General features: G+C 40.2%; 20 protein-coding genes. 5 read left to right on the plus strand and 15 right to left on the minus strand.

All coding sequences use genetic code 11. The features are described 5' to 3' along the window. Positions 1–117: 117 nt before the first annotated feature. Both JFU56_RS07940 and JFU56_RS07945 read right to left on the minus strand, forming a co-directional pair. Positions 118–1,158 (minus strand): Preprotein translocase subunit SecY, encoded by a 1,041-nt coding sequence (locus JFU56_RS07940; protein ID WP_198436744.1) that lies wholly within the window; start codon positions 1,156–1,158, stop codon positions 118–120. Between the two features lie 130 nt (positions 1,159–1,288). Then, positions 1,289–2,248, minus strand: coding sequence for a lipid A deacylase LpxR family protein (locus JFU56_RS07945; RefSeq protein WP_198436745.1), 960 nt, complete (start codon positions 2,246–2,248; stop codon positions 1,289–1,291). A 372-nt stretch (positions 2,249–2,620) separates the two neighbouring features. On the opposite strand from JFU56_RS07945, the gene JFU56_RS07950 reads away from it, so the two are divergent. Together JFU56_RS07950 and JFU56_RS07955 are read left to right on the plus strand one after the other, a co-directional pair. Next, entirely contained in the window at positions 2,621–3,772 is a 1,152-nt protein-coding gene (locus tag JFU56_RS07950) for a hypothetical protein (RefSeq protein WP_242065914.1), read from the plus strand. Positions 3,773–3,943: 171 nt separating this feature from the next. Then, a complete protein-coding gene (locus JFU56_RS07955) occupies positions 3,944–4,225 on the plus strand; it encodes a pyrimidine/purine nucleoside phosphorylase (RefSeq protein WP_198436746.1) in 282 nt (93 codons plus the stop codon). Positions 4,226–4,369: 144 nt separating this feature from the next. On the opposite strand, the gene JFU56_RS07960 is transcribed toward JFU56_RS07955, so the two are convergent. The 3 genes from JFU56_RS07960 to nhaB form a co-directional block, all read right to left on the minus strand. Beyond that, positions 4,370–4,678 (minus strand): DUF1244 domain-containing protein, encoded by a 309-nt coding sequence (locus tag JFU56_RS07960; RefSeq protein ID WP_198436747.1) that lies wholly within the window; start codon positions 4,676–4,678, stop codon positions 4,370–4,372. A 13-nt stretch (positions 4,679–4,691) separates the two neighbouring features. Beyond that, entirely contained in the window at positions 4,692–5,216 is a 525-nt protein-coding gene (gene dsbB, locus JFU56_RS07965) for a disulfide bond formation protein DsbB (protein ID WP_198436748.1), read from the minus strand. Between the two features lie 186 nt (positions 5,217–5,402). Continuing rightward, positions 5,403–6,989, minus strand: a complete 1,587-nt coding sequence (gene nhaB / locus JFU56_RS07970; protein WP_198436749.1) for a sodium/proton antiporter NhaB — start codon at positions 6,987–6,989, stop codon at positions 5,403–5,405. A gap of 243 nt (positions 6,990–7,232) precedes the next feature. Between nhaB and fadR the strand changes: the two genes are divergently transcribed. Further along, positions 7,233–8,012: a fatty acid metabolism transcriptional regulator FadR gene (gene fadR, locus JFU56_RS07975; RefSeq protein WP_198436750.1), complete on the plus strand. Its 780-nt coding sequence runs from the start codon at positions 7,233–7,235 to the stop codon at positions 8,010–8,012. A 54-nt stretch (positions 8,013–8,066) separates the two neighbouring features. Here the strand turns inward: fadR and JFU56_RS07980 are convergent, their stop codons facing one another. The 6 genes from JFU56_RS07980 to leuC form a co-directional block, all read right to left on the minus strand. Then, on the minus strand, positions 8,067–9,578 hold the full coding sequence (locus JFU56_RS07980; RefSeq protein ID WP_198436751.1) for a SpoVR family protein: 1,512 nt from the start codon (positions 9,576–9,578) through the stop codon (positions 8,067–8,069). 11 nt (positions 9,579–9,589) lie between these two features. Next, entirely contained in the window at positions 9,590–10,858 is a 1,269-nt protein-coding gene (locus JFU56_RS07985; RefSeq protein WP_198436752.1) for a YeaH/YhbH family protein, read from the minus strand. A 23-nt stretch (positions 10,859–10,881) separates the two neighbouring features. After that, complete coding sequence (locus JFU56_RS07990; RefSeq protein WP_198436875.1) at positions 10,882–12,804, minus strand: PrkA family serine protein kinase; 1,923 nt, start codon at positions 12,802–12,804, stop codon at positions 10,882–10,884. 431 nt (positions 12,805–13,235) lie between these two features. Beyond that, positions 13,236–14,765, minus strand: a complete 1,530-nt coding sequence (locus JFU56_RS07995) for an alpha-isopropylmalate synthase regulatory domain-containing protein (RefSeq protein ID WP_242065915.1) — start codon at positions 14,763–14,765, stop codon at positions 13,236–13,238. A 155-nt stretch (positions 14,766–14,920) separates the two neighbouring features. Next, positions 14,921–15,541: a 3-isopropylmalate dehydratase small subunit gene (leuD, locus tag JFU56_RS08000; protein WP_198436754.1), complete on the minus strand. Its 621-nt coding sequence runs from the start codon at positions 15,539–15,541 to the stop codon at positions 14,921–14,923. 31 nt (positions 15,542–15,572) lie between these two features. Continuing rightward, complete coding sequence (leuC, locus tag JFU56_RS08005) at positions 15,573–16,973, minus strand: 3-isopropylmalate dehydratase large subunit (protein ID WP_198436755.1); 1,401 nt, start codon at positions 16,971–16,973, stop codon at positions 15,573–15,575. A 397-nt stretch (positions 16,974–17,370) separates the two neighbouring features. Here leuC and JFU56_RS08010 point away from each other — a divergent pair, with 397 nt between their 5' ends. Beyond that, positions 17,371–17,784, plus strand: a complete 414-nt coding sequence (locus JFU56_RS08010) for a CBS domain-containing protein (protein ID WP_019442782.1) — start codon at positions 17,371–17,373, stop codon at positions 17,782–17,784. Between the two features lie 138 nt (positions 17,785–17,922). Here JFU56_RS08010 and glpT read toward each other — a convergent pair whose 3' ends face one another. Beyond that, positions 17,923–19,284: a glycerol-3-phosphate transporter gene (glpT, locus tag JFU56_RS08015; protein ID WP_198436756.1), complete on the minus strand. Its 1,362-nt coding sequence runs from the start codon at positions 19,282–19,284 to the stop codon at positions 17,923–17,925. Between the two features lie 504 nt (positions 19,285–19,788). Here glpT and hrpA point away from each other — a divergent pair. Then, positions 19,789–23,697, plus strand: coding sequence for an ATP-dependent RNA helicase HrpA (gene hrpA, locus JFU56_RS08020; protein WP_198436757.1), 3,909 nt, complete (start codon positions 19,789–19,791; stop codon positions 23,695–23,697). A 100-nt stretch (positions 23,698–23,797) separates the two neighbouring features. Here hrpA and JFU56_RS08025 read toward each other — a convergent pair whose 3' ends face one another. From JFU56_RS08025 to JFU56_RS08035, 3 genes are all read right to left on the minus strand, one after another. After that, on the minus strand, positions 23,798–24,724 hold the full coding sequence (locus JFU56_RS08025) for a diguanylate cyclase (RefSeq protein WP_198436758.1): 927 nt from the start codon (positions 24,722–24,724) through the stop codon (positions 23,798–23,800). A 74-nt stretch (positions 24,725–24,798) separates the two neighbouring features. After that, positions 24,799–25,164, minus strand: coding sequence for a hypothetical protein (locus JFU56_RS08030; protein WP_198436759.1), 366 nt, complete (start codon positions 25,162–25,164; stop codon positions 24,799–24,801). A gap of 352 nt (positions 25,165–25,516) precedes the next feature. After that, positions 25,517–26,245, minus strand: coding sequence for an SGNH/GDSL hydrolase family protein (locus JFU56_RS08035; protein ID WP_198436760.1), 729 nt, complete (start codon positions 26,243–26,245; stop codon positions 25,517–25,519). Positions 26,246–26,298: the final 53 nt, after the last annotated feature.

Below are 26,298 nucleotides of genomic sequence, written 5' to 3' on the forward strand. Positions count from 1 at the left end.
TAATGAAAACAAGAGTGTAAGATGTAATAGGGGGATAAAAGCCAGTGCAGCAGGGGGGAGTAAATTGCTGAACTGGCTTATTGTAATAAATTGCTTAGTGCAAAAAGGTCGCTCGTGTTAAGCGACGTCTGCTTGTCTTATCCAGCGTAAATGGTTGTTACGTTTTCTTTCAACGATACCAAACGATAAGAACTCTTCAAACGCGTTGTCTATTTCTTCTATCGTTAAATCAAGGGTTTCTGCGATGTGCTTTTTAGAACACTTCAAATCTTGTGCTTGTGCAGCTTGTAAAATATATGACGCACTGACAGACATCTGTTTCTCAATTAATACTTTCTGTTCTAATTGAGCTGGTGCTTCAATTTCAATATAGCTTTGTGTTGCTAACAGGCGTAAATGCTCAGCCTTATCGGCTTTTTCTTGTTCTTTTTTACGATTAATTGAATGACGGAAACGTAATTCCTCACCAATTAAACCGACAAAAAAGGCCGCGAATATATCCAGTAGTACTGATAAGAATATGACTAACCAAGATTGAGCATTTTCGGTCGTGGTGTTGAGAATTTTAGCTAAGCTAGCGATTAAGCTAATAACTGAGCCTTGTTCAGCAACGGGCGCACTGTCACGTTCGATTCGAAGTTCGGCTTGTTTTGCACGTAATACTTGGTTTTCTTTTTGAATGCGTGATACACCAATTGAGATCATCTGCAATTCAAGGTATTTATCTGCTGCTTTATTGTTTAACTTAATTTCATCGTCAATCGCAGTAATCTGCTGGTTGATCGCATTAACTTTATTATCGCGCTGGTCAACATATTGCTGCGCTACGTTCGTGGCACTGTTGATACCGCCGATACTACCACCGATTGAAATGATGGCAAGAATACAGTAGAACCCAAGGGCAATGATTGCAGCATGGAACGCTTTACGGGCAATGCGTTCACCGAATTCATACCAAGCAAAGAATTTACCTAATTCGAAGATGACCGCTAAACTACCGAATAAAATCTGCATCAATAATTTATCGTGAATGGATAAAAACAGTAGCAATGAAAATATGACGGATGCAGCAATGGCAGCGCCAGTAAAAGCATACAGGCTGCACATTGCAAGGGTGCCTTTAGGGCGGCGCGTATAAGTTAATGAAGAATTATGCATGTAAATATATCTTTAAGGCAGAAAAGTGACTAATTTGCAAGCATGTTAACACGGGAAATTAGTAACATATATCTACTTTCTAGTATTTTTATAAATGTGCACAATTCATACATTATAGAAGAAAGTTTGGCTAAAACTGCCAGAATAGACCTAGACTACCAACAATATATTCCTCATGTTTATCTTCTTCAAAATCAGGACTCATTGCGACCACACTGAATTTAATGCCGACATTACGATAGTAGGCGAGCAAGCCAGCAGCAAGTGTACCTTGTAAGTTATTTAATGTGACTTCAGGGACGACATCGGGTGTATCACCTTCGATCGTTATATCATTAAATCGATAACGTACCTCTGCAGTTGCATAAAGCATGATGCCAGAACTATTTGGTGCTAACAGCATACCTTGCAAGCGCTGAGGGTGCAGGCTGAGGTTGTTATAATTAGCACCTAAATCAACACCCCAGCGTACAGTACTACCGAACGCGGCTTCACTTTGATAATTGCCTACAGCAAGGCGCTGGTAAACGGACAAGTCTGATTCACCAATGAGCATAAGGGGGCGGCCAATGAGTTGATCCGCTTCGACTGTCACTTGATAAACAAGCTCATCTTCAACTTGGTTATCCCAGCCTTGCGGGGTCGTTGCATCGATTAATTCATGAATATATTTCTGCGTATCACCAGCTCTTGATTGCTCACCAACGCCACCAAATAGTAATGACAGACGATAAGAGCTCACGCTGCTGTAACCTAAGACGCTTGCTTCGCCAAATAACAAACCTGCATACGGGCGTTCGTCAGGTTGAGGCGTTGTTTGTGATATATCGCTAGGCGTCCACATTTGCTGACCAACCTGATAATTCACGGCATATTTAAGGGCATTGGGATCAAACGCCGTTAAAGCTTGCCAAAATTGATTATTTAAAGCGGGTGCTTCAGAAGTGTAATTGATAAATACGGCATTGGTATAATTACCATCTTCATCTGAGATCACGTCATTATGCATACCAAATAGCCAGCCGCTTGCAAAGCTCTGACTAAGTGGGCTGAAAGCCAATAAAATAATGCTGCATAACTTAAAGCGCATGTTGTTTCCTTTGTGTCATTTTTACGTCGTTATTTTAAGAATTTACTATTAATAATACTAAGCACTAATTGTACCAACATTTCCACTTAGTCAGTGATTTAATGCTGAGTTTTATATCTTCCTCATGCTTTTTGGCTATTAAGTACCAGTTGTAGCCACTCTGTAGGTATGGTTTTTTATAAAGTAATTGCTTCGTATAAGCATACAAAGAGATACTCATTAAGAACGTATATCTATTAAGTATAAAGAGACAACAAGGATCGTTGTTTACTACTTCGCCCTAGTGACTGGTTTCTTTGATGGGGAATAAAATTGAAATCATTAATCAAATGCTGCGGGTTAATTACCTTAGGCCTTATGACATCGAGCGTTATGACACAGGTTAACGCTGAAATAAAAGTAAAGGGAAGTGCAAGCTTGGAGCAACGCATATTCTTAGACCGACCAGACCCACTAACGCAACCGGCTGCTAATGGTTATCCTTACCCGGTTTATCATCAAGTGTCTGTGGCATTATCGCCACACGTGGAAGCGTCATCAGAACGTAACAATATGGTGTATACCGCACATCCATTCCTACGTCTTGATGAACGCGATAGTGAGCGTACTCATATTGATTTTAGAGAACTAAAAGCCGCTGTAATCACTAAGAAATGGCAGGCTTCTATCGGTTTTGATCAAGTGTATTGGGGAGTGATGGAGAATCACCATTTAGTCGATATCGTTAACCAAACTGACTATAACGAATCACCTAATGGGGATGATAAGTTAGGTCAGCCTATGTTTAGGTTAGGCATGAATATTAAAGATGCCTTGCTTGAAGCAATGATATTGATTGGCTATCGTGAGCCGAGCATGCCTACACCTGGCGCACGTTTTAGTTTCGAGGATGATTATCGTTATGAGTATGAAGGTTGGGGAGAGGAGTATCACCCCGATCTGGCATTACGTTATAGTAAAACGCTCAAGAATATAGATGTTGGTGTGAGCTATTTTGGTGGTCATTCAAGGACGCCGGAATTAGATACTCAATCTGTTGGCGATCCGGTCTGGAAGATAAACTTAATTGATCAAGTATCAGTTGATATTAAAGCTGATCTGAACAGAATAGAATTAAAAGCGGAAGTACTTTATAAAGTTGTTGAAGATAAATCGACACGCGCTATGGTGTTCGGCTCGGAATTTAAGCTTATGCAAGACCAAAATTTTGGCGTTAACTTATTAGCTGAATATAGCTGGGATCAACATGGCGAAAGTGCTTTTGATAATAGCTTCCAGAATGATATCTTTGCCGGGGTACGGGTAACCCTTAATGGCTTAAATGATAGTGAAATACTCATTGGCCATAATTATGATTTCGACTTTGGCTCTCAGCATGGCTCAGTTCAGGCGAAAGTAAATGTGACTAAAGCGCTATCTGTTGGTGTCGAAGGTTGGTGGTTTAATGTGAGCGATGACGATTATGCTAACAAAGCGTTTAATGATGATAATATGATCCAACTTACCGGTTATTATAATTTCTAATTATAATGGATGAATTATTCATTCTTTATATTTCGGTCGAGTATCGGTTATATTCGGATTTAGGATTCGGCTAAAATTTGGATTTAGGTCGGAGTACTGTTCATCCGTTTTTTTTTCGGTTATTCTAAATACTTAGTTGTAGATTAAGTTAATCGTATAAAAGGATTTTAGATGTTTAAGATAAATCAGTATTTTGATGGTCAAGTTGCTTCTATTGGATTTCAAGAAGCGGGCAAAGAAGCCAGTGTTGGCGTGATGGCTGTTGGTGAGTATGAATTTGGTACTGCGTTAGCCGAAGTGATGATTGTTATCACGGGGGCGTTAACTGTGTTGCTTCCTGGAAAAGTTGAATGGCAAACATTTAATGCTGGTGAGCAATTTAACGTACCGGCCGACAGTAAGTTTCAAGTTAAAGTCGCGCAAGAAACGGCATATCTTTGTCAATACGGTTAATACATGAATAGCGCTATGCACTAATACTATTCACTATTCATAAAAATCGTAATCGCATAGCAATGAAAAGGGGAGAATAAACATCGCGTTTATTCTCCCCTTTTAGTATTCACTTACTGCTCACTACTCATTCAGTATTAAATGTTACTTTTTAGGTTTCGCATTAAACGCAGCGAGTTGTTCTTCAGTTGCAGGCAGTTGGTGATTTTCTTTCCATTCTGCATACGTCATACCGTAGATACGTTCTCTTGCTTGATCGGCAGATACGTCTAATTCCAGCTCATCAGCTGCAGACTTATACCATTTACCTAAGCAATTACGGCAAAAATCAGCAAGGATCATTAAATCAATATTTTGCACTTGCTTGTTATCATCCAAATGCGCTAATAAACGTTGTAATACTTTAGCGTCCAGTTGGTCTTGCTGAGCTTGAGTTAATTCTGCTTTACTCATTATTCTATCCTTGTTATTTAGTCGGTTTGATTAGGCCGATAATATGGCAACTAAATACAATCACTGCAACTGCTAAATAAATCACAGAGGTTACAATTAACCATTGTGGCATTGTATATGATAAGAACTGCCAGCTGATTTCATCACAAAATCCAGTTGGATTGAACATCCACGGTGCCCATTCATGTATCGGTGCCCAGCTTGGGAAGTTAGGGAAAAAGTCACATGTCGAAAACGGTGATGGATTAAGCTGAATGTCTACGTGTTCCATAGAAATACGTAGACTGTAGATTGCACTGATAAACCATAATGCAAAACCACTAAAACGTATGAACGGATTGGCAGGGGCGATTGCACCGACTAAACCGGCTAAAATAATCCCCATGATAGTGACACGTTCATAAACGCATAAGACGCACGGACTGAGTTCCATTACATATTGGAAGAAAAGGGCTGATGCTTCTAATCCCATGCCGGTAAGCGCGAGTAAAACCCAAGGCAGGCGTTGTTTCGGTAGGTTAGAAATAAACTGGTACATATATTATCTCAAGTGAATTTAATGATTACTCGCTGTTATATCATATTGTTAGTTTTGATATTGTCGCAAGAGTGTAAAACTATGTAAGAATAAAACTTATGTGAGTATTAATTGACATCAAGCATAAAAAAACGCCGCATATAGCGACGTTTTTTAAACCGAATTAATTATCGGAACTCTGTGTAGTTAGTGACCAGCTGATTTTATCACATCTGCTGCACTGTCTACATGCGCTGTAATTAAGCCCATATCCAGCATCATTGCTGTTGCAGGTTCTAAGAAGTACATCAGTGAACCAAGACCAATTAACGTCATCACGATAGTATACGGTAATGCCATGATAACCATACGGCCATATGATAAACGTAGTAGTGGTGCAACGGCTGATGTTAATAAGAATAAGAATGCCGCTTGACCGTTTGGTGTTGCAACTGAAGGTAGGTTAGTACCCGTGTTAATTGCCACAGCCAGTAAGTCGAACTGATCACGAGTAATTGTACCGTTAACTAGTGCTGCTTTTACTTCAGTAATATAAACAGTACCAACGAATACGTTGTCACTCACCATCGATAAAATACCGTTCGCTAAATAGAATAACGGTAGCTGTTGATGTGGGTCTGCAGCCAGTACAGCATTAATAAGTGGAATGAATAATTGTTGATCAATAATCACCGCTACAATCGTAAAGAATACCGCAAGTAAGGCAGTGAAAGGCAGTGCCTCTTCAAATGCTTTACCTAGTGCGTGTTCTTCAGTTATGCCGTTAAATGCAGTAGCAAGAATAATCACTGATAAACCAATAAGGCCTACAGCAGCTAAGTGCATTGCAAGGCCAATAATTAACCAAACACCGATAGCGGCTTGTGTATAAAGTTTAACACGTTCACGTTGGCTGCGGTTTGCATCTTCAAACTTATCGAAATCAACAAGAATAGTACGTACTGCCGCTGGTAATTCAGCTCCGTAGCCAAATACTTTAAATTTCTCTACAAGGAAACAAGTTAGTAGACCAAAGAAAAATACCGGTACTGTAATAGGAGACATGCGTAATGCAAATTCAAGGAAGTCCCAGCCTGCTTGTTCTGCAATGATCAAGTTTTGTGGTTCACCAACCATCGTACATACACCACCTAGTGCTGTACCAACACCGGCATGCATCATTAGGCTACGTAGGAAAGCGCGGTAATCATCAAGATCTTGACGTTTTAATTCATTAACCGTTGCATCATCAGTATGATCATGGTCATGCTTAAAGTCACGGCCTGATGCTACTTTGTGATAGATACTATAGAAACCAATCGCAACACTAATTACCACGGCAATTACTGTTAGTGCGTCTAGGAATGCTGATAGGAATGCAGATACGACAGAGAAAGACAAAGCCAGCAATGCTTTAGATTTAATGTTAATCAATAATTTAGTGAAAACATAAAGCAATAATGACTTCATGAAGTAGATGCCTGCAACCATGAATATCAGGAGCAATAATACTTCAATGTTACTAACTAACTCATGTTGAACTTGCTCTGCGGATGTCATGCCTATGGCAACGGCTTCGATTGCAAGTAAACCACCGGGTTGAAGTGGGTAGCACTTAAGTGCCATCGCTAACGTAAAAATAAACTCAATTACTAATACCCAGCCAGCAATAAATGGGTCAATAGCAAAAATAATCGGATTTATAATAAGAAAAGCAATGATCGCAATTTTGTACCACTGAGGTGAGTTACCTAAGAAGTTAAGCTTTGCTGCCGTGCTAAGACTGATGTCCATGAGAGGTGTCCAATAAAAAGGTTAAAGAATAAGAAAATTTGCGCCATTCTAAGCATATTTTGTGACGTGCGCCATTCTTTTTATTGATACAGATTATTGTTTTTGCAAATAAAGCTATTTTAATATTTAAGTCGGAAAATAATTATTCTAATGATAGGATCTAATTTAAATCTGGTCGGATGTGCCTGTGAATGCTAACATTCAAAAAGATACAACCTGTTATATTTCCAAATGAGAAGTTAAATGGATATTACTAATAGTAAAACAACAAGTAAAAAGCGTCAGAATGACGGTATTATTAAAGCTAAAAGCCCAGCTGGCTTCGCGGAAGAATATCTAATTGAATCTATTTGGAAGAATCGTTTCCCGCCGGGATCTATTCTTCCTGCTGAGAGAGAACTTTCTGAGCTTATTGGTGTTACCAGAACGACGCTGCGTGAAGTACTACAACGTTTAGCACGTGATGGTTGGCTCACTATTCGTCACGGAAAGCCGACTCAAGTTAATAATTTTTGGGAAACATCAAGTCTTTCAATTCTAGAAGATTTAGTGCGATTAGACCCTGAGCGCTTACCTGAGTTGATCAGTGATTTATTGTCTGCACGTACAAACATTAGTGTTATTTTTATTCGTGCTGCGATTAAACGTGATCCAGAACGTGTAGTCGAAATTCTAAATGAAGCAGAACTGCTTGCAGATGATAAAGAGGCCTATACCGCATACGATTATAGTATGTTACATAAATTAGCCTTTTTGTCGGGTAATTTAGTGTATGCATTGATTTTGAATGGCTTTGATAATATGTATCGTATTCTAGGTAAAATATATTTTGATTACCCTGAAGCACGTGCACTGGCGAAAAATTTCTATCGTGAATTGAAAGAGATCGCACAGCAAAACCAAGCTGATGAAAGTTTAAATGTTATTCGTAATTACGGTATGAATTCAGGTCTATTGTGGCAGCAGTATCGTGATGAAACATGGGATGATATTTGCGTCGCTTTCGAACAACGCATTAAGTAATACCTACGCAATGATGTCATATAAAAAAACCAGTCAATGACTGGTTTTTTGTTTTTAAGGTGTCGGCGTTATACTTTGACAGAGTAGCTCAATGTTACCATTTGCCAGCACTTGCTCTAACTTCACATCAAACCCCCATAAGCGATGTAGATGTCTCATCACCTCTTGCGCTGATTTACTCTCCAGCGGTATATCCTGATGTGGTACATAACGTAGCGTTAAAGAACGGTCACCTTTTCTGTCGACATTAAATATCTGAATATTAGGTTCATTGTTACTTAAATTATATTGAGCTGATAGCTTACTACGCAGCTGCTGATAACCTTCTTCATTATGAATTGCCGATACTTCAATATGTTTACTATTTTCGTTATCTTCGATTGAAAATAAATGCATATCTCGCATTACCTTAGGCGACAAATACTGGCTAATAAAACTCTCATCTTTAAAGTTTTGCATGGCAAAGTGCACTGTATCTAACCAATCACTGCCTGCAATATCAGGGAACCAGGCTTTATCTTCATCTGTAGGGTGTTCGCATATACGTCTAATATCAGTAAACATTGCAAACCCAAGCGCGTATGGATTCATACCTGAGTAATAAGGGCTGTTATAAGCAGGTTGAGCGACCACGTTAGTATGATTATGTAATATCTCCAGCATAAACTTATCTGTTACTAAGCCTTCGTCATACATGTGATTAGTAATGGTATAATGCCAAAATGTTGCCCAGCCTTCATTCATTACTTGTGTCTGTTTTTGTGGATAAAAATACTGACTTATTTTACGCACTATGCGAATTATTTCACGCTGCCAAGATTGTAATAATGGTGCATTTTTTTCTACAAAATACAGTATGTTTTCTTGTGGTTCTGCTGGGTAATTTGGCTCAACAGGTTCAATTTTTTCATTGCTTTGGGGCAGGGTACGCCACAACTCGTTGACTTGGGTTTGTAAATAATCAGTACGTTCTTTTTGTCGGCGTTTTTCTTCACTTAAAGATGGTTCACTCGGACGCTTATAGCGATCAACACCGTAACTCATTAACGCATGGCATGAGTCGACAATGTTTTCGACGGCATCAATACCGTATTTTTGTTCACATTCAGCGATATAATTTTTCGAAAATAATAAGTAATCTATAATTGATTCTGCGTCTGTCCATGACTTAAATAGATAATTACCTTTAAAAAAAGAGTTGTGGCCATAGCAGGCGTGCGCCACGACTAACGCTTGCATCGGTATCGTGTTTTCTTCCATTAAGTAAGCGATACAAGGACTGGAATTAATGACAATTTCATATGCTAGCCCCATTTGTCCACGTTTGTAGCTTTGTTCGGTTTGAATGAATTTCTTACCAAAGCTCCAGTGGTTATAGCCAATTGGCATCCCTACTGAAGAATAAGCATCCATCATTTGCTCTGCGGTGATTACTTCTATTTGATTGGGGTAAGTATCAAGTCGATAGTGTTCGGCAATTCGTTTTATTTCGACGTGATATTCTTCAAGTAATGGGAAGTTCCAATCAGGACCATCGCTAAGCTGCTTTACTTCATCTTTTAACATATAGATTCTCCCTAAGCGGCCTGTTTCTTGAATAGTTCTCGGAATACAGGATATATATCTTCGAGCTGGCGAATGTGTTGTAAGGCGAATTGAGAGTACTCTTCTGCTACTTTTTCATATTCGCGCCATAATGTTTGATGTGCTCGATTCGTTATCTCTATATAGCTGAAATAGCGCACTTGCGGCATTATTTTGTCGACTAAAATCTTGCGGCATAGCGGGGAGTCGTCAGCCCAATTGTCACCATCTGAAGCTTGCGCAGCGTAGATGTTCCATTCATTTGCGGGGAATTTATCGGTAACAATTTTATCCATCAGTTTCAAGGCTGACGATACAATCGTACCACCTGTTTCTTGTGAATAGAAAAACTCATGTTCATCCACTTCTTTTGCTTGCGTATGGTGACGTATATAAACGACTTCAATTTTTTTATAAGTACGGGTTAAGAATAAATAGAGTAAAATGTAGAATCGTTTTGCCATGTCTTTCGTTGGTTGATCCATGGATCCAGAGACATCCATTAGGCAAAACATCACAGCTTGACTGTTGGGTACTGCGTATTGCTCAAAGTTGTTATAACGTAAATCAAAGGTATCAATAAAAGGCACTTTGCTGATCCGTGCTTTTAGGTCAGCAATTTCCTTTTTCAATTCTGCAACAAATTGACCTTCGATATCACCTTGGTTTGTTAATTCATTAACTTGCTCTTCTAGCGCTTTGACTTTTCGTTTTTTACCGCCAGCGAGCGCTGTTCGTCTTGCTAATGAGTTTTGTAGTGATTTTACAATCGCAATATTCCCTGGGTTACCGTTTGAAGTATAACCTGCACGATGGGTTTTCATCTCTACAATACTGTTAAGTTGGTTCTCTTGTAAGTTAGGTAACTCTAGATCTTCAAAGAGTAAGTCTAGATATTCATCTTTTGAAATTTGGAAATTAAAACCATCGTTACCTTCACCACTATCACTGGCTTCTCCACCACCTGCACCAGCGCCATCTCCTGCTGGTGGGCGATTGATTTTATCGCCAGTGATAAATTGATCATTACCTGGGTGAACAATCGTGCGATCACCGCCTTTTCCTTGATGAAACATAGGTTCTGAGATGTCACGAGTTGGAATACTGACACTTTCTCCAGATGTAATATCCTGGATACTGCGATTGTTTACAGCATCAGATACCGCCTTTTTTATTTGTGAGTTATAACGACGCATAAAGCGTTGTCGATTAACGGTACTTTTATTTTTACCGTTTAATCTGCGATCAATAAAATGTGCCATCTCATACCCCCTAACAAAGTCTATTATGATGATTTACGTACGCGTAAATACCATTCTGACAGCAATCTAACTTGTTTCTTGGTATAGCCTTTCTCCATCATACGGGCTACAAAATTGTCATGTTTTTGTTGTTCATCAGTGGATGTTTTACCGTTAAATGAGATAACGGGTAACAACTCTTCGGTGTTGGAGAACATTTTTTTCTCGATAACGGTACGCAATTTTTCGTAACTGACCCAAGCAGGGTTTTTACCACTGTTGTTGGCTCTGGCACGTAATACAAAATTGACGATTTCGTTACGGAAATCTTTCGGGTTACTGATACCTGCTGGTTTTTCAATTTTTTCTAAGTCGTTATTTAATGCTTCTCTATCAAATAGTTGACCTGTATCAGGATCGCGGAACTCTTGGTCTTGGATCCAGAAGTCAGCGTAAGTGACATAGCGATCGAAAATGTTTTGCCCGTATTCTGAATAAGATTCTAGATATGCGGTTTGAATTTCTTTGCCAATAAACTCAACATATTTCGGGATCAGGTAACCTTTCAAGAATTCTAAGTAACGGTCGGCAACATCCTGAGGGAATTGCTCGCGTTCAATTTGCTGTTCAAGCACATAGAATAGGTGTACTGGGTTCGCTGCTACTTCGACATGATCAAAGTTGAATACTTTAGACAAAATCTTATAAGCAAAACGGGTTGATAGCCCTGACATACCTTCATCGACGCCAGCATAATCACGGTACTCTTGATATGATTTTGCTTTTGGATCAGTATCTTTTAATGTTTCCCCATCATAAACTCGCATTTTAGAGTAAATAGATGAATTTTCAGGGTCTTTGATACGTGATAACACAGTAAATTGAGATAGTGCATCGAGGGTACCTGGCGCACACTTAGCATTATGCAACGCACTATTTTCTAGCAGTTTACGATAGATAGCTTGTTCTTCACTAATACGTAAACAGTAAGGTACTTTAACGATGTATACCCGGTCTAAAAAGGCCTCATTGTTTTTGTTGTTACGGAATGTTTGCCACTCTGATTCATTGGAGTGAGCTAAGATTATCCCTTCGAAAGGCAAGGCTGATAGGCCTTCGGTACTGTTATAGTTACCTTCCTGTGTTGCGGTAAGTAGGGGATGGAGCACTTTAATTGGTGCTTTAAACATCTCTACAAACTCCATTACACCTTGATTGGCTTTACACAGTGCGCCTGAGTAGCTGTATGCATCAGGATCATCTTGTGAAAAATGCTCTAACTGACGAATATCTACTTTCCCCACAAGTGATGAAATATCTTGATTATTCTCATCCCCGGGTTCGGTTTTAGCTATCGCAATTTGGTGCAGAATCGATGGGCGGACTTTTTCCACTTTGAACTTACTGATATCACCACCAAACTCTTTTAAACGTTTGGCTGCCCAAGGGGACATGACATGACCAAGGTAACGCGTGGGAATGCCGTATTCACTGCGTAAAATGTTGGCATCTTCATTGACGTCAAATAAGCTAAATGGATGATCGTTAACTGGCGATCCTTTAATGCGATAAATCGCTTCATTTTGCATTAGGTCTTTTAGTTTTTCTGCTAAAGATGATTTACCACCACCAACAGGCCCTAATAAATACAAAATTTGTTTCTTTTCTTCTAATCCTTGTGCGGAGTGCTTTAGATAAGCCACTATTTGTTCTATGGCATCTTCCATGCCATAGAAATCTTTAAAAGCGGGATAGCGTGCAACTACGCGGTTGGAAAATAATCGGCTCAAGCGAGAATCTGTCGCGGTATCAACCATTTCTGGTTCACCGATTGCGTTTAATAATCTTTCAGCAGCAGATGCGTATACAGTTTTATCGTCACGACATAAATTTAAAAATTCTTGTATCGTATATTCTTCTTCACGACTTTCTTCGTATCGTTGCTGGTAATGTTCAAAAATACCCATTGGTAACCCCCAAATGTAATTACTTGCATCCGCAAAAATTAGCATCGACAAGTTTGAACTATTTCTTATTACTACTCTAAATCTAGACTTTGATTTTAAAACTGCGCAATTAAATTGCGGTTTTATAAGCGTTTTATTATTTCAATTATCGTGGCCGTAATATTATGTATTAATAATAACAGTACGTGAGTTAGTGAAAGAGAGGTGGCAAGCGTTATTCTGTGGGTCTTTATATTGTTAATTTTGATTTGGCGATACATAAGTAAAGTATAGCTTAATTGGAATATGATTAAATTGGATTGAAAATAACGCTTTATAATTATTGCTACCAGCGAAGATTAATCGCCATATACGAGAGCTGTTATTACTTTGGATGTAGGGCTCGACTTACGCTCAATGAATGTGAGCGTAAGTCTATTAACGGATAGTGGTTATGCGGTTAGTGCTTCATGTTGTAGCTTATTCAGCATTCGCATTGTTGCTTGTATACCTGCGAATACCTGATTCGAACTGACGCCACGGGTACGGAAAGTTGAGTCTCCTTGTCGCCACGTGATAAAACTTTCAGTTAAAGCACTGGTTTTACCGCCGGGTGGAATACGCACTTGGTAGTTTTCTAAATTAGGAAGATCAAAATCTACTTTTTGCATAATGGCTTCGATCGCCATACTAAATGCATCAAACCCACCATTACCAGAACCAGCTGATTTGTATATGTCATCGCCAATACGAATACGAATACTCGCCGTTGAGTCAACATTAAGACCTGATGTGATCGAGCAGTTAAGTAATTCAATGTGTGAGTAATCTTTACTTTCTAGTAGGTCTGCGATAATAAATGGCAAGTCTTCAGGGGTAATGATCGCTTTTTGATCACCGAGGGTAACAATGCGTTCAAGCAATTTAGTTTTTTGCGCAGCACTAAGATCGATACTCAAATCTTTTAGGTTTTTTTCTAACGATGCTTTCCCGCTCATCTTACCGAGCGCATAGGTGCGTGTACGTTCAAACCGTTCAGGGCCTAACACCGTTTGATATAAGCCACCTTTATTATCGCCATCAGCATGGATACCACTTGTTTGTGTAAACACGTCAGCGCCAATAATAGGCGCGTTAGCAGGCGTGATCTTGCCTGAGAAGTTCTCAATCATTTGACTGATCTGATGAATATGCTGTTCGTTGATGGACGATTCAATACCGAGTTTGTCTTTTAATACTACGGCTACCTCAGCAAGCGAGGCGTTACCTGCTCGTTCACCTAAGCAGTTAACAGTACAATGGATAGCGCTAATCCCCGCTTTTGCTGCGGTGAGGGCGTTCGCGGTCGCTAAGCCGTAATCATTATGCGGGTGAAAATCAAATTGTAATTGCGGAAAGCGATTGATCATATCAGACAGACTGGTATGAACTTCATCTGGTGACATTACGCCGAGTGTATCCGGTAACATATAATGCTGGATTGGCAGGTCGGATAATGCGGTGATCATGTTATAAACATAGTCAGGGTTATCGCTGTAGCCATTAGACCAATCTTCCAGATAAATATTAACGGTTAAATCTTGTTCCATTGCATAATGGATAGTTTCTCTTACATCAGCAATATGAGTAGCAGGGCTTTTACGCAACTGTTCTGTGCAGTGTTTTTCGCTGCCTTTGGTTAATAGGTTGATCACTTTAGCACCGCTGGACTTGATCCAGTCAACACTTTTGGTGTGGTCTACAAAGCCGAGTATTTCAATACGATGTGCGACTTGTTCTTGTTCTGCCCATTGCATTAATGAAGATACTGCATTTTTTTCGCCTAAGGATACACGTGCAGATGCGACTTCAATACGATCAACATTCAGGGATTGGAGTAGGGCTTTGGCAATACTGACTTTTTCGTCGGGCGTGAAGGAGACACCTTGGGTTTGCTCTCCGTCGCGAAGAGTAGTGTCCATTAGCTGGACTCGAGGGCGCATGATTTCCATATTTGCTACCTGCTTCAAATTGTAGGGAAAGAGCGGATGGGAGATGCCATCCGCTTATCGTTATCCACTTTATAGCGATTAGCCGTTAATTCAGTCGAATCAACAATCGTGCTTTGGTCGCACTATTGTTGATTGTAATTGTATTATTAGCTCGCTTCAGTCCATAACCATGGAAACTGTTGCTTATTTTTTGCTTCGAATTCAGAGATCTTATCTTCATGCTTTAATGTCCATGAGATATCATCCGCGCCTTCGATAAGGCTTTGTTTGCGGAATTCATCAACCTCAATCGCAATAACAATACCGCCGGGCGTCGTTACTGTTTGAGCTGGTAAATCAACCGTGAATTCAACACCTTCGTTAGCATCGATCTCAGCCATTAGTGCTGCTAATTCGTCTTTGCTCACACGAATCGGTAAAATACCATTTTTGAAACAGTTAGAATAAAAAATATCTGCATAGCTTGTTGATATTACAGTATTGAAACCGAAATCTTCGATAGCCCATGGTGCGTGCTCGCGTGATGAACCACAACCAAAGTTATCGCCAGCTACCAGGATTTTAGCACCCTTAAAAGCAGGTTTGTTTAATTCAAATTCTGGGTTTTCATCACCGTTATCTAGAAAACGCCAGTCATGGAATAAGTGAATACCGAAACCTGTACGTTCTACTTTCTTCAAAAACTGTTTTGGGATGATCTGATCTGTATCTACGTTACTACGATTCATCAATGCCGCAACACTAGTATGATTTTTATATGCTTTCATTTTAATTCCTTGATCACTAATGTGCTAAAGCTTACGCCCAGTTACGGATGTCAACAAAATGGCCTTCAATTGCTGCAGCGGCAGCCATTGCTGGAGATACGAGGTGAGTACGACCACCTTTACCTTGTCGACCTTCAAAGTTACGGTTTGATGTAGATGCACTACGTTGACCGTCACTGAGTTGATCGCCATTCATTGCTAAGCACATTGAACAACCTGGTTCACGCCATTCCCAACCTGCATCTATTAAGATCTTATCTAGGCCTTCTTCTTCAGCTTGTTCTTTCACAAGGTAAGAGCCTGGTACCGCAATTGCTTGTACTGCAGCACTTACTTTTTTGCCTTTAGTCATTTCTGCAATCGCACGGAAATCTTCAATACGACCATTAGTACAAGAACCGACAAACACTAAATCGACTTGAATATCTGTGATTGGAGCGCCAGCAGTAATGCCCATGTAAGACAACGCGCCTTTACATGCAGATGATTTGATTACGTCATCAAAATCAGCTGGAGATGGGATGTTTGCTGTCACAGGTGAAACTTGTTCAGGTGATGTACCCCAAGTCACTTGTGGTGCGATATCTTCAGCGGCCAATTCGATAACGGTATCAAATACAGCACCGTCATCTGTTGGCAGTGATTTCCAGTATGCTAGTGCAGCAGCCCAATGATCGCCTTTCGGTGCAAACTCTTTGCCTTCAATGTAATCGAAAGTAGTTTGATCTGGTGCGATTAGACCTGCACGAGCGCCACCTTCAATAGCCATATTACAAAGGGTCATACGACCTTCCATTGTTAACTCACGGATTGCTGACCCCGCGAATTCAATAACATGACCTGTACCGCCAGCTGTACCTATCTTACCAATAACAGCAAGAGCGATATCTTTAGCGGTAGAAAATTTAGATAGTTTACCTTCAATGCTTACTAGCATCGTTTTAGATTTTTTCTGTTGTAACGTTTGAGTTGCCATTACATGTTCAACTTCAGACGTACCGATACCGAATGCTAACGCACCGAATGCACCGTGTGTTGCTGTGTGTGAATCACCACAAACAGCTGTCATACCTGGGTGGATGAAGCCATGTTCAGGAACGACAATATGAATAACACCGTTGTTAGCATTGTTCATGTCATAAATTAGTAGGCCGTGTTCATCACAGTTATCTGCCATTGTTTGAATCTGTTTAGCAGCAATTGGATCTTTAATTGGTAAGTGACGATCAACCGTTGGTACGCAGTGGTCCATTGTTGCTAGAATACTGTGTTTGTTACGTACTGGACGTTGTTGAATTTTTAAACCTTCAAACGCTTGAGGGCTTGTTACTTCATGCATCAAATGACGATCGATATAAAGTATTGGAGTTCCATTCTCTGGCTCATGAACTAAGTGCGAATCCCAAATCTTTTCATACATTGTTTTTTTCATTGCTTTGCTTCCCTTCTCATCAACCGAGATATTTGTATTTCTTATGCCTTGATACTATGACAATTGTGTGACGTTCTTCAAGAACATAATTTCATAAAGCGTTGTAATTCTAAATGCCCGCCTTCCTATAATATCGGCACACCTAATAATTGCAGTGTTAAATATCGGTTAATGACTAAAATGCAGTTTTAGATGTGGCTGTATTTGGTTTTTATGGGGTTATTTATTTTTTACAATATGTTAGATTTTTTTATTTTACTGCTTATGAATGTCGTAAATAAACTAATTTCAGCCATTTTAAGGTCTTGATGGTAGAAATAACCATATAACCTATGCTTAGGTTAAGTAATAGCTATGTATTATTCAAAATTGGTTTATAGGTTAAAGGGGTAAGGGAATGAATTCTTTAAAAGTATCTGATTATATGCAGTTACGGCCAGTCAAGTTAACTGTAAATATGCCTGTCGCAACAGCCGTTGATAAACTATTGAAATCAGCTCATATTGGTGCTCCTGTTGTGGATGATAACGATACACTGGTGGGCTGGGTCTCGGAACAGGATTGTTTAGCAACGTTATTGGAATCGAGTTATTACTGTGAAGAAGTCGCGATTGTTGGCGACTTGATGAAATCTGATGTGCTCACAGCTCGGTCTGAAGACAGTATTATTGAATTAGCACAGAAAATGGTATCAGCAAAACCTAAGAGCTACCCTGTGATTAACGAGCATGGTGTGGTGGTTGGCGTTATTTCACGTCGTGACGTACTAAAAGCGATGGATAAACAGCAGCAGGCTTGCTATGAAAAGTAGCAGTTAATTTCTAATTAAGTGCTAATTTAAATTTTATGTCGAAAAAGGCTACAATGCTGTAGCCTTTTGTATTGTTATTTATATATATTATGTAGTACTTAGCGTAGTAACTAAAATATTCCTTAGAATACTGCCTCGCTATGCAGCTGCTACATCACCATTTTTGTTATTGTGGAAACGCTTTTCACCGACATAGGCGTAAGCCAAGCAAATGATAGATGCAAAACAAGAGCCGACTAAGACCATGAAACCACCATCCCAACCGAAATGGTCAACAGTATAACCAAGCACTGCATTTGCAGCGACAGCACCACCGAGATAGCCAAATAAACCTGTTAATCCAGCCGCTGTACCAGCCGCTTTCTTAGGCGCAAGCTCAAGAGCATATAAGCCAATCAACATTACAGGACCGTAAATTAGGAAGCCAATCGCAATAAGTGCTGCCATATCGATCATCGGGTTACCTGCAGGGTTGAACCAATAAACAAGTACAGCAATGGTGACTAATGCCATGAATAATATTCCAGCAGGAGCACGGCGACCTTTGAATAATTTATCCGAGATCCAACCACAAAGTAGGGTGCCTGGAATACCGGCCCATTCATATAAGAAATAAGCCCAAGAAGAACCATCTACAGTGAAACCTTTTGCTTCTTTTAGATACACTGGAGCCCAATCTAAAACGCCGTAACGGATCATATAAACAAAGGCATTAGCAATGGCGATAGACCACAGCAGTTTGTTATTGAGTACGTATTTGAAGAAGATCTCTTTTGCTGTCATTTCTTGTTCATGATCTTTACTGTAATCATCAGGGTAGTCATCTTTGTATTCTTCGATTGGTGGTAATCCGCAAGATTGTGGCGTATCACGTACTGTAAACCAGACAAAGACGGCTACGATGACAGCAAAGAAAGCGGGGACATAAAATGCGGCATGCCAGTCATCGTTGAATGCCCACAGCCCGAGTAAGAACATAGGGCCGATTAAGCCGCCACCAACATTATGCGCGACATTCCAAACTGAAACTAACTCACCACGTTCTTTCTTTGACCACCAATGAACCATGGTTCTACCGCAAGCTGGCCAACCCATACCTTGAAACCAACCATTTAGAAACAATAAAACGAACATGGCGGTGATACTGCTTGTTGCCCAAGGCATATAGCCAAAAGTAAACATAACAGCGGCGGACATTAATAATCCAGCGGTTAAGAAGTAGCGTGGATTAGAGCGGTCTGAGACACTGCCCATGAGAAATTTAGATAAGCCGTAAGAAATGGATACTGCCGATAACGCGACACCAAGATCGCCACGACTAAAACCTTGTTCAATCAAGTATGGCATGGCCAAACTGAAATTTTTACGGACTAGATAATAGCCAGCATAACCAAAGAAAATACCAAAGAATAACTGCCAACGTAAGAATTTATAAGTAGAGTCAATTTGACCTGCGGGTAAGCGAGCGATGTGCTCTTTCGGTTTGAAAATACCAAACATTTATAACCTCGAGTTTCAACGTGTTGATGGTTTTTAATAACCATTTTATAGGGTGTGATGTTCGTTCGAGCGAAAATCGGAATTATTTTATTTTCTTTCGAGTATTTTTGATGTGACAGAGGTCGAATAAACATGTGTTAAAAATCAGTGTGATAGCTACCTTTAATAAATATGCATAAATAAACTAGTGGCACGGGAGTCTGTAAATAAATCGTTACAGCTTGTAAAGCTAGGTGTTAACTACTCATTTTGAGGTGTTTGTGGCGTGTCTAAGCATTTTATTGATGCCATGTGTAAATAATTACTGCCGTTTATTATTGAATTTATATTTCCTTGATAGCGGTCTAATCGACTAAAAAGTGTCCCGCAACAGCGTCTTAAAGTGATTGTAAACTAGCAACTGTAAGGCTTTTCATTTGAAATCCAATAATCATTTGAAATTCGATAGATACTGGCATAGTATTTCGCTTTTATCCTAAAGTTAATGGGCGCTTTCTAACTATTATGCAGAGTATCTTAAAATCCCTGACAGCTGAGCTATCTAACTGTATGCACGCGGATCGTTTTCGTTTTAAACGTCGTTTGCAAACTGCGCAAAAATTACCTGCTGAAAAGCAAGAGAAAGCCGTTGATAAACTGCAGCAAGATATTGCAGCATCGGCAAGCCTACGTCAGTCGCGTATTGATAACTTACCTGTAGTCTCTTATCCTGAGTCTCTGCCTATTAGTCAGAAACGTAACGATATTGCCAACGCTATTCTAAATAACCAAGTGGTAATTATTGCCGGTGAAACGGGGTCGGGTAAAACCACTCAGATCCCGAAAATATGCCTCGACCTCGGGTTAGGTATTGACGGCATGATTGGCCATACACAGCCAAGACGACTGGCTGCGCGTACTGTTGCCAATCGTATTGCTGAAGAGCTTGACTCTGAGCTTGGTGAGCATGTTGGTTATAAGATCCGTTTTAACGATAACGTCAGCAAGAAAAGTTATATCAAGTTAATGACCGACGGTATTTTGCTGGCCGAGATCCAACAAGATCGTTTTTTAAGTCGATATGACGTCATCATTATCGATGAAGCCCATGAACGTAGTTTAAACATTGATTTTATTCTTGGTTATTTAAAGCAGCTACTTAATCGTCGACCTGATTTAAAAGTGATCATTACCTCTGCGACAATCGATCCTGAGCGCTTTTCTAAGCACTTTAATAATGCGCCTATGATTGAGGTATCTGGTCGTACTTATCCTGTTGAAGTACGTTATAACGCGCTAGCAGAGCAAGAAGATGGTCACGAACGTGATCAAATCCAAGGCATTGTTGATGCGGTTGATGAACTGCAAAGCGAAGGCCTCGGTGATATTCTGGTTTTCCTTAACGGTGAACGTGAGATCCGTGACACTGCCGATGCGTTAAACAAGTTAAAACTGCGTGATACCGAAGTGCTACCGCTATACGCGCGTTTGACGAATGCAGAGCAAAACAGAATTTTCCAAAGCCATGTTGGCCGTCGTGTCGTCTTAGCGACCAACGTGGCTGAAACATCATTAACAGTACCGGGCATCAAGTATGTTATTGACCCAGGTACTGCTCGCATTAGCCGTTATAGCTACCGCACTAAAGTACAGCGCTTGCCGATTGAAGCCGTATCACAAGCAAGTGCAAATCAGCGTATGGGTCGTTGTGGTCGTGTGAGTGCGGGTATTTGTATCCGCCTGTACAGTGAAGAAGATTTTAATAATCGTCCAGAATTCACAGATCCAGAGATCCAGCGTACTAACCTTGCATCAGTTATTTTGCAAATGCATGCATTAGGGTTAGGAGACGTTGCCAATTTCCCATTCGTACAGCCGCCAGATAGCCGTAATATTACCGATGGTTTAAAACTGCTGGAAGAGTTAGGTGCGATTGATATCAGTAACGCTGATCATAATAAACGCCTGACACCTGTGGGTATCGCGTTGGCTAAGTTGCCGATTGATCCACGACTTGCCCGTATGGTGATGGAAGCAAATACCAATGGTTGTTTAAATGAAGTAATGATTATTACTGCGGCCTTGTCGATTCAAGACCCTCGTGAACGTCCTATGGAAAAACAACAAGCGGCCGATGAGCAACATCGTCGTTTTTATGATAAAGAATCAGATTTCATCACCTTCTTGAATCTTTGGAATTACGTCAAACAGCAGCAAGATGAATTATCGTCATCGCAATTCCGCCGTTTGTGTAAGAAAGATTACCTGGCTTATATGCGCGTGCGTGAGTGGCAAGATATTTACTCGCAACTGTCGCAAGTGGTGAGAGAGCTTGGCTTTATCGTTAATCCCGTCAAGCTTAACGAAGAGGGCGAGATCAGCAACAGTGATAACATCCACAAAGCACTGTTATCGGGAATGCTGAGCCACGTTGGTTTTAAAGATAAAGATCAAGATTATACTGGCGCACGTAACAGTAAATTTAATATCTTCCCCGGTTCAGGTTTATTTAAAAAACAACCTAAGTGGGTAATGGTTGCTGAGTTGGTGGAAACATCACGCTTATTTGGTCGTATTGCCGCGAAGATCCAACCTGAGTGGATTGAACCGCTGGCTGCGCATTTAAACAAATCAAGTTACAGTGAACCGCATTGGGAAAAACGCCGTGCAGCAGTTGTTGCTGCCGAAAAAGTGACTCTGTACGGTTTAGTTATTGTGCCTAAGCGCATGGTTAACTATAGCCAAATTGATCCGGCGCTCTGTCGTGAAATATTTATTCGCAGTGGTTTAGTTGAAGGTGAGTTCAATACGAAACATGCGTTCTTCAAGCACAATATGGCTGAAGTGGAGCGTATTCACGAACTCGAGCATAAATCGCGTCGCCGTGACATTTTGGTCAGTGATGATGATCTGTTCGGCTTCTATGCGGATGTTATTCCTGAACACGTTTGTTCAGGTCGTCATTTTGATAGCTGGTGGAAAAAAGAGATCAAGCAAACACCAGAGCTATTAACATTAACGCAAGCGCGTTTGATGAAACATGATGCTGAGTCTATTACAGCACAGAGTTATCCAGAGTTTTGGAGTCAAAACAGCTTTAAGTTTAAACTGGAATACAACTTTGAACCGGGTACTATTGAAGATGGTGTGACGGTGATAATTCCGTTGGCGATCTTAAACCAAATTAATGAACAAGGTTTTGATTGGCAGATCCCTGCGCTACGTGAAGAATTGGTTATTACGATGATCAAGGCATTACCAAAAACATTACGTCGTAACTTTGTGCCAGCCCCTAACTATGCGGGCGCTGCATTAGAAAATATGGATCCGAGTCAAGGTGATTTAGCGGCGAGCTTGAATAAGCAGTTGTTACGTATGACAGGTGTACGTTTAGATCAAGATGCGTGGGAATTATTAACGCTGCCAACGCACCTTAAAATGCATTTCAAGATCGTTGATGAGAATCTAAATAAGATCAGTTTTGGTGATGACCTCGGTGCGCTAAAGCAAAAATTACAAGGTAATATTCAACAAACCTTAGTGAAAGTAGCTGATAAAGGTATTGAGAAAAAAGACCTGATTACTTGGGACTTTGGTAAATTACCAACAGAGTTTAAACAAAAACACGGTGGTTACGAAGTTAAAGCTTACCCAGCCTTAGTTGATAATAAAAACTCGGTTGAAATTAAGCTGTTCGATCATCAAGAAGATGCTGCGGTTGCTGCAAGAGCGGGTTTACGTCGACTCATTTTACTTAATGTACCGTCACCGATTAAATATCTTGAGCAGAAATTACCGAATAAAGCCAAGCTTGGCCTGTACTTTAATCCATTTGGTAAAGTAACGGATTTGATCCACGATTGTATTTCTTGTGCGGTCGATAGCATTATAGCTAAGCAACCAGCACCAAGTGATGCCGAAAGTTTCGAAACGCTGAAAGAATTAGTACGCGCTAATATTGCAGATGAAACGGTGGAGGTTGCCAAGCAGGTTGAGAAAATTCTAACTGCCGCTCACCAAGTGCATAAGCAGCTTAAAGGCAAAGTGTCGCTGGATATGATTGTCGCTAACGGTGATATTAAAGCGCAATTAGCGGCGCTTATTTACAGTGGTTTTGTGACTCATACAGGGGTTAACAAATTAGCCGATGTACAGCGTTACATTAGTGCGATTGAACACCGCTTGAATAAGCTTAAGATTGATCCTATTCGCGATCGCGGTAATGCGGTTGAGGTTCAACCATTAACAGCGAGCTATATTCAGCTGACTAAAATGCCACGCTTAACGCTTGCTCAGCAGAATGAGTTATTAAAACTGCGCTGGATGCTCGAAGAATTGCGTGTATCGTTATTTGCGCAGCAATTGGGGACAAGTTATCCGGTATCAATTAAACGCGTTAAAATCGCATTTGCAGAGTTTAAAGCGGCTTTGTAGTAGATTGATCATGATTAATTGATAGTTAATTGATAGAAATGAAAAGGGAAGCACATGTGCTTCCCTTTTTTATATTATCTGTTTTTATATGATTAACTTTTTAGATAACCCATTGGTCTCGGCCATTCTCTTTTGCTCGGTAGAGTTTTTCATCGGCTTGTAACATCAACTCTTTGACGGTTACATCTCGACTTGGAACAAGGCTCATCACCCCAAAGCTCATCGTTACGATTGCCTGTTTATCTATACCTTCATGCCTAAATTCAAGTGAACGCACTGCATTAACTAACTTTTCAGCAACCAATTTAGCATTTTTTATGTCGGTATTAGGCAGTAACATACAAAATTCTTCACCGCCATATCTGGCAACGAGTTCAGAAGGGCGGCGCAGTGAACTATCGAGTATCGATGCGACAGCTTTTAAACATTCGTCACCTTGGATATGGCCATAGTGATCATTGTATTTTTTAAAGAAATCGATATCTGCAATGATGAAAGTCAGTGGTTGTGCATAGCGTTGTGCTCGCGCTAGCTCTTTAGCAATGGTGATATCTAGGTGTCGACGATTGGCAATACCGGTTAAACCATCGAGTGTTGCGAGACGTTCTAACTCTTCATTCGCAATTTCCAATTTCTTGGTTGTTTGTAAAAGCTGTGTTCGCATTGCGGCAATGCGTTCCATTGCCGCCATTTTGGCGATGAGTATTTGCTTTTTAATTGGTTTTGATAAGTAGTCATCACCACCGGCTTCAATGCCGATCATGATATCTTCAGGTGCTGTTTTGCCACTCAAAAAGATAATCGGCACCCAGTCGGTGAATTTATCTCTAATTTGTGCAGCGACTTGATAACCGTTAATACCAACCATGACCACTCCGAGCAACACAATATCGGGATTGCATTCAGCAAACATCGCGATACCAGTTTCTCCATTCTCTGCATCAAAGACTTCGTGATCAAGGTGTTGTAAGTACGAACGAATAATGACTCGTTCAATCTTGGAATCATCGATTATGAGGATCTTCATCGGCAGCCCTTGCTCTATCTAGTCGTTATTCAATATTCTGATTTAATAACTAAATATAGCAAGTATATGTTTCTTTAGTGTAATTTTTTATTGTTCTGTATCACACACTCTGTGTTATAGCTTTTCATCGTCGCTTTAACTTGGAATATTTCATCTGCAGTTAACTCGTCATCCCACGTCACGACTGCTGAAATGGTCGGGCTTTGGGCCGCTTTCAACAAAGTGTGGAATTTATTATTGATTTTAGCCTTGTGGATGATTAATGCACTATTTGCGCTAATACCATGCTGTGACAACAGTGCTGCGGTAAGCGTCATTGGCGGGGCAATGATTGCAGTCCATTGACCATGATTATCTTCAATTACGGTGTCATCAGCATGAAGGAAATTATTACTCTGTGCAGATATGTTCGCGTTATACATAAAAGATTTAGTTTGCATGGTCATCTACCTGTTGTTACATCCAGTGGTTTTATATACAGTAGTATTTTAGGCTGGTGTTTGCAAGTATTTATTACTTTTTATATTCAACATTATATTAACCCATTCAGCTTTAATGCATGTTAATTGTTATTTATCATGCGCTTAAGTTTATTTCATGGTGTTATTGTTTTAGGGGAGAGAGCTGGGGAATTATGGCTAGGGACGTTAATAGGATATTGATTAGAGCGATACAGAGTGTCTGCATAGTACTTTATACAGTGGTTTATACAGTGCTTTATATCTTGATGACACCATATGTTAATCTTCTGCATCGCCTTGTTATATTTCGATGGATATATTATTTGCTGTTCTATTGTTCTTTTATTTTCACGGTAGCATGTATCTTCTCAGCGACAATGTCTGCCCAGTGCTGATAGATAACAGCCCCAGGGTGAAAACCATCTTCTGCCATGTCTTGTTGATTTAACTCGCCGTCAATGTTGATTAACTGGCAATCAGTTTGGCTTGTAATGAGCTGTGCTAGCTTACGGTTAAACTGCGAAGATCTTCCGCCTAAATAACGGCGTAGTGGTTGCGGTAGTGCAGGAAACTGACCCATAGGTGGCACTTGGGTGATAAGGATCTGTTGGCAATTAAACTGCGTACGTAATTGAGTGATGAGATCTTGCTGTTGTGTTATCCAGGTTAATGCGGATAACGAACCGGTGACATCGTTCACCCCTAGTGACGTGACGATAATATCGAACGTTTGCGGTGGCTGAACTGATAACATTTTCAAGCTATCTAATGTGGTGTGTCCTGATTTTGCTAATAACTGCCAGTCAACTTGATAGGAATCGGCTAATGCAGACACTAAGTGTCCTGCTAATGCTTGTGATTGATGCTCTACGCCAACGCCTGCTGCAGCTGAATCACCAACAATCAGTAGTCGTATTTTTTGCCCTTCACCGACGGAACCTGAGCGCTCGCCTGACGCCTCTGGTAGCTTTGGTGTGACCTTCTTTACATAACGGCCTTGTGCAATGATGATGGGCGCATAGACAGCTTTGGTTAACAATGTACTTAATGATTTAAACATGGAACCTCCTTGTTGTAACCATCATAGCAATACCGAGCTATATTTACACTTAG

This window comes from Moritella sp. F3, assembly GCF_015082335.1.
Taxonomy (GTDB): Bacteria; Pseudomonadota; Gammaproteobacteria; order Enterobacterales; family Moritellaceae; genus Moritella.